The following is a 12,662-nucleotide window of genomic DNA, read 5'->3' as shown; positions in this document are numbered from 1 at the left end:
CTCCTTATACTTTGATATCCATAATGCGATTAATCCACAGATAACAGCAGGCGAGTACTGCCAATGCACCACTAGAGATGAGGTACCCCATCCCGCTATATAACGGCTCCATAAAATCCTTGGCGGTCAGATTGAGGAATATCAGAAAAATAAATGGAGCGGCAAACATCACCTTTGATTCAAACTTTTTCTGCGATACCGCGACCATAATATCCTGCTGAATATCCAGCTTCTCACCAATCACCGCAGAGGTACGACGCACAACCTCAACCAGATCCCCGCCAGTTCGTTTGCACGTAATGAACACATCTGCAAAATTCGTAATATCTTCAATCTGCGCCCGATCCGAAAAATCCTGTAGCGCCTCTTCGATTGGTTGTCCATACTCCATCCGTGTCCGCAATATCGTGAACTCACGGATCAGATCGGTATCCGCTTCCGGGTTCAACATCCGCAGATCCTCCACGGATTCCTTGAATCCATTTTCCACCGATTTTCCTGCGGCTAGCGCCGAAGATAATGCATATAATGCTTGCTTAAAATGTAAACTGAGTGTCATTCTTTTTCGTTCCAACAGCACTTTAGTCCAATGTTTTGGTACCCATATGCAACCCGCAGCGAGGATCGCTCCAGCCAACCAGTGATGATAGAACAGAATTCCGATGCCAAAAAACAGCAGACCACTAATCAGCATACAGACCATTCGTTGTCTCCGGGAAAGCGTATATACGGTGTAATCCGTCAACATCTGTCTGGCTTCACCCAACAATAATCACCTTCCAATGACTTTAATTCACGTTGTTATCTGATGAATCTATTCCAACACTATATTGTTCTATGTATCCATTCAGCCATTCCCCGAGCCCAGCCATCTGAATTTTATCCACCTGATTCAACTTCCCAACCTGTACTAACCCACCAATAATTTTGCCTTCACGCTCTTCTTGTTCCTGGAAACGAAACAGTGGATTCAGCAAAACCTCACCGTTCTGCATGCCAATCACTTCACTAATCTCTGTCACCCGCCGTGAGCGGTCTCGCAGCCGAGATAGATGTACGAAAATATCGATTGCTGAACTAATCTGCTGCCTTACAACCGCAATGGGAAGATCTGCACCACTGAGCACCATCGTTTCGAGTCTGCTAATCATGTCCGAGATGGTATTCGCATGCCCTGTAGACAAAGATCCATCATGGCCAGTGTTCATGGCCTGCAACATATCCAGCGCTTCTGCGCCCCTTACCTCACCAATCACAATCCGGTTCGGACGCATCCGTAAGGAAGATTTGATCAGATCCCGAATAGATATCTGTCCCTTGCCTTCGGTGTTGGCATTTCGCGTTTCCAGTGATACCAGATTTGGTACCGTAACTATCTGTAGCTCAGCCGAATCCTCAATGGTAATAATCCGCTCATCGGAAGGGATAAACTGGGATAATGCGTTCAGAAAGGTCGTTTTTCCCGATCCGGTCCCGCCTCCAATGAAGATGTTGTATTTGCTCCGTACCAACTGCTGCAATAATTCTGCCGCTTCTTCATGCAGGGCTCCCTTTTCAATCAGATCGGACATCTTCATCGGTTCACTGGGGAATTTACGAATCGTCATCGTGGGACCTTTCAAGGCAATAGGGGGCAACACGATATTGACCCGCGAACCATCCTTTAAACGGGCATCTACGATTGGAGAAGACTCATTCACAATCCGGTTTACCCCGGACACAATCATCTGGATAATATCCTCGAGCCGTTCCCTGGACTCAAATTCAAGGGTGATCTGGCTGACTTCACCTTCCTGCTCCACAAAAATCTCCTTGTGACTATTGATCATAATCTCCGTAATATCGGGATGATCCACAAGTGGCTGCAAAATATCCAACCCACGAAAGGAGTCAAACAATCGCTGTACCAGCGTGTGACGCTCTCCTGAGGTCAGATCATCCAGCTTCGGGTCAGACAGAACTTTGCGTTCTATCCCCTGCCACAGTTCATCATCTCCTGCGGAAGAGGTTAAATCGAGGCCAGCCCTGACTTCCCTGCGCATCATCTGAAACTGTTCTTCACGATCCAGTAATCTATTGGATGAATCCATCATAGTGCCCACCGATCCTGCTTCTGAATTCGTCCCGTCTGCTTCAATTCTTCTTCGCCATCTTGTACCAGCATGGCACATAATCTCTTCACTTCACGTTGGAAGATCGGAGAACTGAGCATGACTTCCTCCTGACTGAGTTGTTTCCAAGAAGGGATGTAGGGCAACACTGCATCCAGATGCAGATCAGGGCGTGGGAGTGCATTGACGACATTGTCCCGATATTTGTTAACCACAAAGCGTGCACGCTCCAGCATACTTTCGTACAAATCTGGCTTCGTTCGTTCAGCATGCTGCAACCATTGCCCCCATCGATGCATGGCAGATATATCATCCTCAACCAACCAGACAAATGCATCTGCTGCATCCAGCACCCCTTCACTGCGCCCATCCCAACCGGAATCCCCATCCAGAATCAACACGTCATACTGTCCACAATCCGTTAAATAACGAAGCAGATTCGACGTATCCTCACGAGTCATTTGTAACAGTTCTTTCCGATTCGATAATGGCCAGAACACATCGGATTTCAGCGCTTCATGCCGGACCACATATCCATCTACGCCCTTCGATTGCACCTGTAACTGCTTGCCGGATTCCTTTCTTCCTACCTTCAGATCGTATAACAGGCGTGACAATCCCGTCTCCGCATCCGGGTGACGTTGCCCACTTCTTGTTAGTCCCTTTTCCAGAAACGGGTGCGTACTGTCCAGTGTCTCCAAATTCAGATAGAGAACAGCATATCCTGCAAGTCCCAATTGCTTCGCCATATGCAGGGCCACTGCCGTTTTGCCACTTCCACCCGAAGCGGATACTACACCGATGGAGAGAGTCTCTTGCCCCGGATGGTGAACCTTCTTACGGCGTGGCTGCCGGCAAGCATGCATCACAGCATCCAGCAAAGCAGGCAAGGATTGATATTTCATCAGCCGTTTGGCCTCATCTACCTCTTCCAACCCTTCACTAAGCATTAGCCAAGGTACACCCGATACTTCTCCCCCGTTATTCAGCCAGTCATTCAGAAACTCCGGTTCCGCAATAACCAGATCCGGTAATTCTCGACCTTCTTGCTCATTCATGTGATCCTTGAATGAATCTCCTTGGGAGAATGCCGTGAAACGCACATGGAGACCAGACGAATTTCCCTGTACATAATCAAGCCAGGCGCTAATGTAATCTCTATCCTTTGAAACCAGAACAACCTTCAGTACAATCAAATTCCCCTTCCCTCCCTGTCAAAAAGCACAAAAAAACACCGTCCAATAACCGCATGAATATGCAGTATATGGACGGTGCTTCCGTCACGTGCTATGAATGTATGGATAATATAACATACAATTTCTGGGGGAGCAAGGGATTTATTCTAACCCTTTTTCCCTTACGAGTTGTAAGGTGAATCGAACTCAATAATGTTACGGTCCGGATCAAGTACAAAAATCTGTGCGAATCCCGCTACACTGTCAGGTCTCGCTTCATACTCAATTCCCTGCTGCTCCAACCAAGCTATAGTCCCTGAATAACTGGTGACCCAGATTGCAAAGTGGCCGTCTGTTGTGTCAATCCCAGCCTCACGTAACGTGTGACCCTCCGGGTGCTGTAACAGATGAAGCTGCTGGCTACCGATGGCATACCATGTACCTGTGGAGCGGAAAGGCGGACGTTCAATCTCCTGCATTCCCAGTAACCCCGAATAGAATTTCTTCGCGATTTCCAGATCACGTACAGCCAAACTAACATGGTGGATGTGTGCGTATTCAATCATCTTGTATATCCCCTCTCTAATTATACATGACTATACTATAACACCTTGAACCCTGACCATAATCTCCGCTAAAAAGAAAACACCCCTGACTCTGATCCGCCAAGCCTCACGGCTCACACAGATCCAGTTCAGAGGTGCTGCAAACGATATGCATTGATGCTCGCTTAGAGAATTGAATTCATCTTCAACATATCACTTGGCATAACCAAATTATTTAGCGCTATCCAATGCTTCTTGTGGAATCTTGATCTCTTCCACTTTATCCTGGTTAGAAAATGTACTGTTCATCTTCATGTCCATCGTCATTTTCTGTCCATTCTGTTCCATCTCCATGACCATGGTTACGTCCGTACTTGCAGGCAGGTAGGTTTCTTTGTTGATCATATACTTCATCTTCATGCTGGTAATATTCATCTGATCAAGCATGGCTTGCATCTGGGCATCCGATCCGTTCTGCTCCATCACGGCTTTGGCCAGTTCCTTCACATTATCACCGGATACGTCAGCGTTAATCACATAATTGTCGCCTTCTTCGGTCACTTCAGTATCTTCTTCAATCTTTTTGAATTGCTCCAATTCACCTTCGGGATTCATGCTTGCTTTCATCTGCTCAATCAGTTCCTTGGTTTGAGCTTCAGGAATCGCAACCCATTGATCCCCAACTTGAGAGTAGATTTTATCCGAAGTGATATACTGCTTCACGTTCTGAGCTTCCTGTCCCGACATTTCCATTTTCATCTCTTGATAGATCATCATTGGATCTTTGATGATATCCATCTTGAGCGATGTTTTAACCTGTTGATCCTGGGACTGTTCACCAGCATCCAGTTTCAGATTCTGATCAATGTTTGCTTCAGTTGTGAAGCTTTTCATTTCTTTGGTTGCTTCATTCGTTTTGGTAATCAATTCATCCAAGGTAGGGATCTTTGTTGCCTGCTCTGCAGGTGTATTGCCCTCGTTGGATGTTTCGTTGTTAGTCGCTGGCGGCGTTGCCGTATTATCTGTATCGTTACCGCATGCTGCCAAGCTCACTGCTAATAATGCCCCGATAAATAATGTAGTCCACTTCTTCAAGTTGTTGTCCTCCCAAAATAGATATGATCTGTAGTCATTACCCAATTATTCCCGTTATTAATCACACTCACAAAAATCGATCTTTGATCTCCGGTGTAGGCAACATGCACGCTTCATCCTTGCCAAACCAGCGATAACGGTTGCGAGCAACCCAGTTATAGACTGCATTACGAATAAATTTCGGTATGATGATGAACACATATAACAACGGATAAGGAAACTTCAGACCCTTAGCCAATCGCAGTGCGGCGGTTGAACGTGTATAGTATTTTCCATTTTCAATCAGCACAAAGGTATCCATACTGTCTGTCGACAAATTGCCTTTCTTCAGCAGTTCCTTGGCTATATCCGATTGAAGCGATGCAAAATGATATTTCCCTTCCGGGTCACGCTTGATAATCCATTTGGTTAAGCCTTGGCAGAAGTGACAGACACCATCCACCAGTACGATCGGATGTCCCTGATGCACATCTGTTTGATTTGCTGTCATATTGGCTGCCTCCTATTGTTGCGGTTAGAGTAACTTACCCAATCTGGGCCTTCTTGTTCACTTATTCTAAATTTATTTCTTCTAGAGGTAGTTCAAAAAGACTGAAAACCGCTCTTTTTGAACAAGCATTAATAGGAAGTAAAAGAAAAAGAGCGCAGGCATTGTGCCCACGCTCGTATCTGTCCGACAATTACTCCGTAACTGCCTTTTCCATCCATTGGTCATCGATCATCTGTTGATGCAGGTCACTTGCCCACTGGTCCATACATTTGCAAATGAAATCTTTGCGACATACTGGACAAGGGGTTTTCTGCAGACGGCTGATATTGGTCATCTTCCATTCCGGGGAACGGGTGTAGAATACACGGCATTTTGTACCGTCTACCAAATTCATTTTGAATTCATACAATCCGTCTTCCTTGTTACCATAAGCTAATTCTAAATCTGCAATACGCGGTCTATAAGACATGGATATCACCTGTTTAATTCAAATTTGGTTCATGCAATGACACTACTCAGTACTAAGTTATATTAAAGAAATTTCAGTTCAATGTCAACTCGCGCATGTCTACCCGCCAAACAGAATATCCAGAATAGTCCCAACCTGCCCCTGTTTTTTCCCTTTCAAGACATCCGGATCAAATACTTCAACATACCCGCAGGAAGCACAAGCCACGAACAGGTAGTGGTTATGCTGGATATCGAACATCTTGCTCAGGCCTGCTCCTGACATGGAAACTTCCTTAATGTTACAATCCGTGCCCCTGCATTTTGTACACACAAATCGCCGCTCGATCATCTCTTCAATACTCATCTTCGTTCCCCCTTTATGGAATATGTAGCATGAAGTGGGAGTGCAATTATGTAAAATAGTACGCGATCTGGCATCTAATCTCCTGCATCATGTCCATATATTATAATCAACACAAAACCCTGCCGATTGCCAGCAGGGCTTTGTAGTCGAACATCAGGTATCTGGGATACCCTGCTCTATATGTTCCCTTTACTTGCCGGGAGTCAAATCTTAGACTACGTTTAAAACAACATCAATGTTGCCACGTGTTGCTTTGGAATATGGACAGAAATCATGCGCCTTGCGGGCCAGTTCCTCTGCTTGACTGTGATCTACACCAGGCATGCTAACGTCCAGACGAACAGATAGCTGGAAACCGTCATCCGCAGGGTCTTTACCAATAGATACGTTACTTGTAACGACCACATCCTCCAATTTCACACCTGCTTTGCGTGCTACATTGGCAAGGGCACTTTCATAACATGCTCCATATCCTGCGGCAAAAAGCTGCTCAGGGTTAGTACCTTCACCACCGGAGCCACCAAGCTCTTTTGGCATTTTCAGATCATGCTTAAGCACGCCATCCGAAGAAGTCACAGAACCTGTACGTCCACCTTTAACTGTCGCTACTGCTGTATATAAAGCTTCCATTAAGAATCTCTCCCTTATCCATATAGTTTTTACTGCCTTCCTTTCAATTTAAACTTCTGGCTCATTTTGAAACGCAATTTTGTATCTTTATCAGCTTTTACAACTTTATTATTTTCATGCATTTCAACGCCATGGCTGTATTTTCCTAAGGTTGGGTAATATACGAAGGGGGTCTTCAAATTAGAACCGAAAATTTTGTGTTAATACATAAAAGTTGCACTAGACAAAAATATTTGAAGGAGTACAATGTAACAATAAACATAAAAATTTAGATATATCATAAGCGATTTTTCCGCAACAATATTTCCAAATCAATAATTCAAAGTCAGGTGATTATCGTATGAGTAAAAAAAATCCGTTCAACGCTCCTTCAAGAGAATCATTGTCTACTGCGGGCATGGCCCCTTCCCTTGGAGAAGCACATAGTTCCATGAAAGTTCCGCAGAATGCGTCATGGTGGAAGAAATTCCTCGCCTTTGTAGGCCCAGGATACCTCGTTGCCGTAGGTTACATGGACCCCGGGAACTGGGCAACAGATATCGCAGGCGGCTCGCAGTTCGGGTACACCTTGTTATCCGTTATCCTGTTATCGAACCTGATGGCCGTTGTCCTTCAGTCGCTGGCTGGCAAACTCGGTATCGTCACTGGACGGGATCTGGCTCAAGCCTGTCGTGAACGATTCAGCATGCCTGTTGTCGTGATGTTATGGATTCTGTGTGAACTCGCCATTGCAGCTACCGATCTGGCTGAGGTCATAGGTTCTGCTATCGCATTAAAGCTGTTATTTAACATCCCCATGTTATATGGCGTTATTATCACCGCAGTTGATGTACTCCTGATTCTTGTACTGCAAAACAAAGGTTTCCGCGCTTTGGAAACACTCGTCATTGTGCTAATGGCGACCATTGCCCTCTGCTTCGGGATTGACCTCTTCCTGGCGAAACCCGATATGGGCGGTGTTCTCCATGGTTTTGTACCAAATGTTGAGATTTTGCAAAACCCGGCCATGCTCTATATCGCTATTGGTATTATTGGAGCAACTGTGATGCCGCATAATCTGTATCTGCATTCTTCCATTGTGCAGACCCGTCAGATCGAACAGACCCCACAGGGCAAAAAAGAAGCTATTCGGTACTCGACCATGGATTCTACAATCGCGTTGACACTGGCCCTGTTCATCAATGCGGCCATCCTGATTGTATCTGCTGCTGTATTCCACAGTGCTGGTATGACGCAGGTTGCCGAGATCGCAGATGCCTATCATCTGCTGACACCTCTATTGGGTACTACGGTTGCAAGTACTCTGTTCGGTGTGGCGCTGCTAGCATCAGGTCAGAACTCTACCCTTACAGGTACACTCGCTGGGCAGATCGTTATGGAAGGTTTCCTGAACATTCGAATTCCGGCTTGGCTGCGCAGACTGGTCACACGTCTGATCGCCATCATCCCGGCGGTAATTGTGACAGCCATTGCAGGAGAACATGGCACAGAAGAACTGCTCATTTTGAGCCAGGTCGTGCTGTCGCTTCAACTGCCCTTTGCTGTGATTCCCCTGGTGTTGTTCACAAGTGATAAAAAAAGTATGGGTGCATTTGCCAACAAATTGTGGCTCAAAATCATCTCATGGGTCATTGCCGCGATTATCGTTGTGCTGAATGTATATCTGATCATTCAGACGATTCGGTTATTCTAATCTCGTTCTTATGAACTAAATCCTAAAAAGGCTGATCAACTCCGGTATTCTATACCCAAGTTGATCAGCCTTTATTGTTGCAATACAGCAACATGTTTCCTTTTATAATAAAACTCATACTCCAATAAATAACCATCTGAATCTAATCCTGATTTGGCATCAGTAAGGGCAGGAGTTGATCCAATGAATCCACAGTCCAATCCGCACGTTTGTCATCCGATAGTTCTGGCTGGAATCTTCCGTAACCCTGCATAATTCGAATCGTACGCATGCCCAGCTTCCGAGCAGGTATAATGTCGTTATCGATCCGATCACCGATCATGACGGCTTCCTCCGGTTCACAACCAGCCTGCTTCAAGGCCACAGCGTATAACTCAGGGTCTGGCTTGGACACTCCTTCTTCAGCCGAGCAGGCCAGAACATCAACATACTTCCGCAAGCCGTAGCTCTCCAGTCTCTCTTCCGTTCCAGGACTCTGATTGGCAATAATGCCAATGCGATAATACCGTGACAACTGCTGAAGAACGGAATCCGCTGAAGGAAAAGGACGTTCAAGATCTTTTTGGAATTTCAGCTTGTCCTGAATCTGTTTTTGGTGTCCCTCGTCTTCAACGAATGTGCGAATCGCCACTCTCATAGGCCATTGCTCATATTTCTGGTAACAGTTCGCGAACAGTTCGCGTACCGCCTCAATCTTCACCGGATACCCCAATGCACAGGCTTCGCGGACGAACTGTCCGATAATATCATCAACCGGCTCCCATTCATCCACCAGCGTATCTCCAACATCAAAAAACAACCATTTCAATCCACCTACATCCGGCACACCAATTCCTCCTTGTAAGCATAAAAAAGAAGACTCACCATCACGCATGAGTCTCCTCAAACTTCCGTTTATCGATACATTCAATTATAACAGGCACCTTACACCTGAGCAATCACAAGCTATGGCATTAACCATTGAGGAGAAAGCCAACTTCCCCATTGAGCGAATATACAATCCGGTCTGCGCCCATGCCCCGATAGATGCCCTTAGGATGACTCTGCTCCGTAATCACGCACAGGGATTTCGAAGTCCATGAACGACAGATCTGTAAATAACGACAGGTCAGATTCAGGCTGTTCTCGAAAATAAACACGTTACCTACGCTGCCCTGCGGCAAAAACCATTTTTGAGCTGCAGCTGTATTCATGCGAATGACATGTTCTACTCCGATTCTACGGAGTCTGCGCTCTTCCCCTGCACTGTTGGTTAGAACGGCAAACGGCATTTTTTTGTACATCAGCAATTTAATAAATTTGCGTCCTGCTTCATTTGGAGCAGTCACTAAAATCATCTCAGTATCCATCATTCGTTCCTCCCTTGGCGTGAAAAGACAACAAAAAAGAAGCGTGGGGGACCAAGGCCTCCCGAACGCTTCTTAAATAACCCATGGCGAAAACACCATGAACCAGCGTACGGCTTGTTGCCTCTCCCTTTAACGCTTACGAGGTTAGCTGACGGATTCGGGCGCGAGAGTCGCCCTATTTCCGGCTGTCACCGGAAAATTCACCCCATGAATGCCCACTGTCCTGGACAGCGCATTCCGTTGGTTCCCCCGTTTCCCATTCATCAATGAATGGAAACTCAGCGATTAAAACATCGTTCGTATATCTTAAGGTAAGATCGAACGATATTATCGTTTGTTTCGTTTTTCAAGTACAATTTAGTTTAAATTGAAATTACGTTATGAATCATACACCCCCGCCATGACGGTGTAAAGTCCTTACAGATCACCAAATCGGCAGATTTTTGCCAATACTCGTTTATAATAACGCTTACAATAAGGTTATACTCTATCCACCTCTTCAAGGCTATCTAATTCTCACTCTGACGAAAATCACTTCGCAATTCATTCACGTATTCTGCACAACTTGCCTGTTTTGATGCTTTTAACACCACATTAGTTTTGCAATATTTAATTGTAGCCAATATAATAGAAGATATAAGAGTAAATAAATGGAGGCGATTTAGATGACAGTCTACGATTACAAAGTGAATACCCTTCGCGGTCAAGAAGTTGAAATGTCCGACTACCGTGACAAAGTGCTCCTGATTGTGAATACGGCAAGCTCATGCGGCCTTACTCCTCAATTCAAAGGTCTGCAAGAACTGCAAGACAAGTTTCAAGATGCTCCATTTGAAGTTCTTGGTTTCCCAAGCAACCAGTTTGCACAGGAAAAAGGATCTTCCGACGATATTGCCGAGTTCTGTCAGATGAATTATGGCGTAAGCTTCCCAATGTTTGAGAAAATTGATGTGAACGGCTCAAGCGCTCACCCTCTTTTCCAACACCTTAGCACAGAAGCTCCTGGCCTGCTCGGCTCCAAAGCAATCAAATGGAACTTCACCAAATTCCTTGTGGATCAGAACGGACAGGTACTGAAACGTTATGCTCCCAAAACAACACCGGACAAGATTGAAGAAGATATCAAGAACTTACTTCAAAAATAATACACAGGCCACCCGTAGCCGTAAGGTAGAGCACCATTGCCTCGGTAATGGATGGCTTTTTTCCTCAACCCAGATGTCATACTGTTCGAAAAAGACAAAAAAAGAAGCTCTCCAATAACGGAAAGCTTCTTCTTCATCGTTCATATGATGCGGTCGAGAGGACTCGAACCTCCACGGGCATACGCCCACTACCCCCTCAAGATAGCGTGTCTGCCATTCCACCACGACCGCATGTCGTAAATAATCGGCAACAGAATTGATTATACCGGGTTCAGAACTAAAAGTAAAGTATTTTTAAATACTACTTTTTCAGCTAGGCATTTTCATCAAAAATCGCATAATCTCGTCATCTTTACCCATGAACTGCATATTATTAGATTTGATCTCCTCTTTTTCGGTAAGAGCCGATCTTGTTGATTCATTTATATATAGTCCTTCCTTCTATATAGTTCTCCCTGCACTCCACCACATAAATAACACAATAAGTTATATAAAATAACACAAATATTAAATTACAGATTTAATCCATTAAATTTCACGGATACCATTGACAAAAAGCGGACATTTATGGGAAAATAACTATCATATAATTCGGATTTATAAACATAAAGCAAACAAAAAGGATTATAAATGTCACTATAAGTGACATTTAACGAACACAGGAGGCGAATGATTGTGAACCGTGGGAATAAGCTGCTCGATTATGTCAACCTGCTTGATTCCTCTATTCAGGTTGGAGGGTTCACCCATTCCTTCGGCATGGATATCCATATCAGGGAGGGTACCATTCGTAATGCTGAAGATCTCGAATCATTCATGCGTTGTCAGTTGCATCCCAGCATCGTTCGTCTTGAAGGTATGGCCATCAAAGGCATCTATACCGCAGCAGATCACAAAGATACATGGCGGATAGCTCTAATCGACAAGCTCGTCCATGTTCAGCGAACCCCTGGAGATCTCAGAGAACAAGCTGCCGCCATGGGTAAACGATTGATCAGACTTGCACGTGCTCTGCACCCCTGGATTGAATTCAGCCAGCTCGAACAGATCTGTGCCAAATACGATTCGGTTGGCTGCCTCTCCACTGTTCACGCCTGGATTAATCACCACCTCGACATCCCGGTCGAGGAGGCGGTCCTTGGTTACCTGCATTCAGCCATGAATGCCTGCATAACCGAAGCCTCCAAAGTCATTCCCCTGGACAACGATACAACCAAGGATCTGATGGTCCGCCTGGCCACAGATCTGGAGAATGAATGGAAGACCGTCAGCGCCTCGGCTGCGGATGGACTGGCACAGCCAACCTCGATGTCCATGAAATCGTTTTTCCCCAGTTTCCATATGCTTGGAGCTGGACTTCATGCCTACAGGGCCTAATCCTCTTCCTCCTCATACCTGCTCCCCTTCATTCAGACAAACTAAAAAACACGCGGCAACCTCCTTGCCGACGTGTTTTTTGTCATTTCATTTGTTTTATTTACGTATTTACGCCATTTATCATCACAAAATACACTTTTTTCCGTCTTTTTTAATTGTTAGATGACGAATTTGCGTATATAATGAAACATACAGCTCGCATTTCTATATATTCTACATGATGAAAGGGCGGCTGAAT

14 protein-coding genes, 1 tRNA gene and 1 riboswitch are annotated in these 12,662 nt (G+C 45.2%); of the genes, 3 read left to right on the top strand and 12 right to left on the bottom strand.

The window, feature by feature from the left end; all coding sequences use genetic code 11:
• Positions 1-4: 4 nt before the first annotated feature.
• From ACETMN_RS07365 to ACETMN_RS07325, 9 genes are all read right to left on the bottom strand, one after another.
• Positions 5-748 carry a type II secretion system F family protein gene (locus ACETMN_RS07365; protein ID WP_091016179.1) on the bottom strand — a complete coding sequence of 248 codons (744 nt, stop codon included), beginning with the start codon at positions 746-748 and terminating at the stop codon, positions 5-7.
• Between the two features lie 40 nt (positions 749-788).
• The gene (locus ACETMN_RS07360; RefSeq protein ID WP_373419823.1) at positions 789-2,090 is read right to left on the bottom strand and encodes a CpaF family protein; all 1,302 of its coding nucleotides are present in this window, start codon (positions 2,088-2,090) and stop codon (positions 789-791) included.
• Positions 2,090-3,307: a hypothetical protein gene (locus ACETMN_RS07355; RefSeq protein WP_091015290.1), complete on the bottom strand. Its 1,218-nt coding sequence runs from the start codon at positions 3,305-3,307 to the stop codon at positions 2,090-2,092. Before ACETMN_RS07355 ends, ACETMN_RS07360 begins: the two co-directional genes overlap by 1 nt.
• Positions 3,308-3,468: 161 nt before the next feature.
• Positions 3,469-3,852 (bottom strand): VOC family protein, encoded by a 384-nt coding sequence (locus tag ACETMN_RS07350; protein ID WP_017690000.1) that lies wholly within the window; start codon positions 3,850-3,852, stop codon positions 3,469-3,471.
• Positions 3,853-4,062: 210 nt separating this feature from the next.
• Complete coding sequence (locus ACETMN_RS07345; RefSeq protein WP_091015291.1) at positions 4,063-4,926, bottom strand: DUF6612 family protein; 864 nt, start codon at positions 4,924-4,926, stop codon at positions 4,063-4,065.
• A 67-nt stretch (positions 4,927-4,993) separates the two neighbouring features.
• On the bottom strand, positions 4,994-5,416 hold the full coding sequence (locus tag ACETMN_RS07340; RefSeq protein ID WP_411735944.1) for a thiol-disulfide oxidoreductase DCC family protein: 423 nt from the start codon (positions 5,414-5,416) through the stop codon (positions 4,994-4,996).
• Between the two features lie 190 nt (positions 5,417-5,606).
• The gene (locus tag ACETMN_RS07335) at positions 5,607-5,885 is read right to left on the bottom strand and encodes a hypothetical protein (RefSeq protein WP_036610814.1); all 279 of its coding nucleotides are present in this window, start codon (positions 5,883-5,885) and stop codon (positions 5,607-5,609) included.
• A gap of 99 nt (positions 5,886-5,984) precedes the next feature.
• Positions 5,985-6,230, bottom strand: coding sequence for a zinc ribbon domain-containing protein (locus ACETMN_RS07330; RefSeq protein WP_036610816.1), 246 nt, complete (start codon positions 6,228-6,230; stop codon positions 5,985-5,987).
• A 210-nt stretch (positions 6,231-6,440) separates the two neighbouring features.
• Entirely contained in the window at positions 6,441-6,860 is a 420-nt protein-coding gene (locus ACETMN_RS07325; RefSeq protein WP_036610819.1) for an organic hydroperoxide resistance protein, read from the bottom strand.
• Between the two features lie 397 nt (positions 6,861-7,257).
• Here ACETMN_RS07325 and ACETMN_RS07320 point away from each other — a divergent pair, with 397 nt between their 5' ends.
• Positions 7,258-8,553, top strand: coding sequence for an Nramp family divalent metal transporter (locus ACETMN_RS07320; RefSeq protein ID WP_091016180.1), 1,296 nt, complete (start codon positions 7,258-7,260; stop codon positions 8,551-8,553).
• 142 nt (positions 8,554-8,695) lie between these two features.
• Here ACETMN_RS07320 and ACETMN_RS07315 read toward each other — a convergent pair whose 3' ends face one another.
• Both ACETMN_RS07315 and ACETMN_RS07310 read right to left on the bottom strand, forming a co-directional pair.
• The gene (locus ACETMN_RS07315) at positions 8,696-9,379 is read right to left on the bottom strand and encodes an HAD family hydrolase (protein WP_179198466.1); all 684 of its coding nucleotides are present in this window, start codon (positions 9,377-9,379) and stop codon (positions 8,696-8,698) included.
• A gap of 127 nt (positions 9,380-9,506) precedes the next feature.
• On the bottom strand, positions 9,507-9,902 hold the full coding sequence (locus tag ACETMN_RS07310) for a hypothetical protein (protein ID WP_017690008.1): 396 nt from the start codon (positions 9,900-9,902) through the stop codon (positions 9,507-9,509).
• A 118-nt stretch (positions 9,903-10,020) separates the two neighbouring features.
• A riboswitch (cyclic di-AMP (ydaO/yuaA leader) is annotated at positions 10,021-10,196 on the bottom strand.
• 371 nt (positions 10,197-10,567) lie between these two features.
• On the opposite strand from ACETMN_RS07310, the gene ACETMN_RS07305 reads away from it, so the two are divergent.
• Entirely contained in the window at positions 10,568-11,047 is a 480-nt protein-coding gene (locus tag ACETMN_RS07305; protein ID WP_091015296.1) for a glutathione peroxidase, read from the top strand.
• Between the two features lie 148 nt (positions 11,048-11,195).
• Here ACETMN_RS07305 and ACETMN_RS07300 read toward each other — a convergent pair.
• Positions 11,196-11,278, bottom strand: a tRNA-Leu gene (locus ACETMN_RS07300).
• A gap of 444 nt (positions 11,279-11,722) precedes the next feature.
• Here ACETMN_RS07300 and ACETMN_RS07295 point away from each other — a divergent pair.
• Entirely contained in the window at positions 11,723-12,424 is a 702-nt protein-coding gene (locus ACETMN_RS07295; RefSeq protein WP_179198467.1) for an urease accessory protein UreF, read from the top strand.
• Positions 12,425-12,662 lie beyond the last annotated feature (238 nt).

Source organism: Paenibacillus sp. M2, from assembly GCF_046713495.1.
Taxonomy (GTDB): domain Bacteria; phylum Bacillota; class Bacilli; order Paenibacillales; family Paenibacillaceae; genus Paenibacillus; species Paenibacillus amylolyticus_B.
Note: the sequence above shows the minus strand (reverse complement) of the source record. Positions and strands in the feature narration are given on the sequence as shown.

Bases quoted from the DNA above. Each gene is read 5' to 3' on its own strand.
- ACETMN_RS07310 (WP_017690008.1), bottom strand. From the start codon at position 9,902: ATGGATACTGAGATGATTTTAGTGACTGCTCCAAATGAAGCAGGACGC.
- ACETMN_RS07320 (WP_091016180.1), top strand. From the start codon at position 7,258: ATGGCCCCTTCCCTTGGAGAAGCACATAGTTCCATGAAAGTTCCGCAG.
- ACETMN_RS07330 (WP_036610816.1), bottom strand. From the start codon at position 6,230: ATGAGTATTGAAGAGATGATCGAGCGGCGATTTGTGTGTACAAAATGC.
- ACETMN_RS07340 (WP_411735944.1), bottom strand. From the start codon at position 5,416: ATGACAGCAAATCAAACAGATGTGCATCAGGGACATCCGATCGTACTG.
- ACETMN_RS07305 (WP_091015296.1), top strand. From the start codon at position 10,568: ATGACAGTCTACGATTACAAAGTGAATACCCTTCGCGGTCAAGAAGTT.
- ACETMN_RS07365 (WP_091016179.1), bottom strand. From the start codon at position 748: ATGTTGACGGATTACACCGTATATACGCTTTCCCGGAGACAACGAATG.
- ACETMN_RS07335 (WP_036610814.1), bottom strand. From the start codon at position 5,885: ATGTCTTATAGACCGCGTATTGCAGATTTAGAATTAGCTTATGGTAAC.
- ACETMN_RS07350 (WP_017690000.1), bottom strand. From the start codon at position 3,852: ATGATTGAATACGCACACATCCACCATGTTAGTTTGGCTGTACGTGAT.
- ACETMN_RS07360 (WP_373419823.1), bottom strand. From the start codon at position 2,090: ATGGATTCATCCAATAGATTACTGGATCGTGAAGAACAGTTTCAGATG.
- ACETMN_RS07325 (WP_036610819.1), bottom strand. From the start codon at position 6,860: ATGGAAGCTTTATATACAGCAGTAGCGACAGTTAAAGGTGGACGTACA.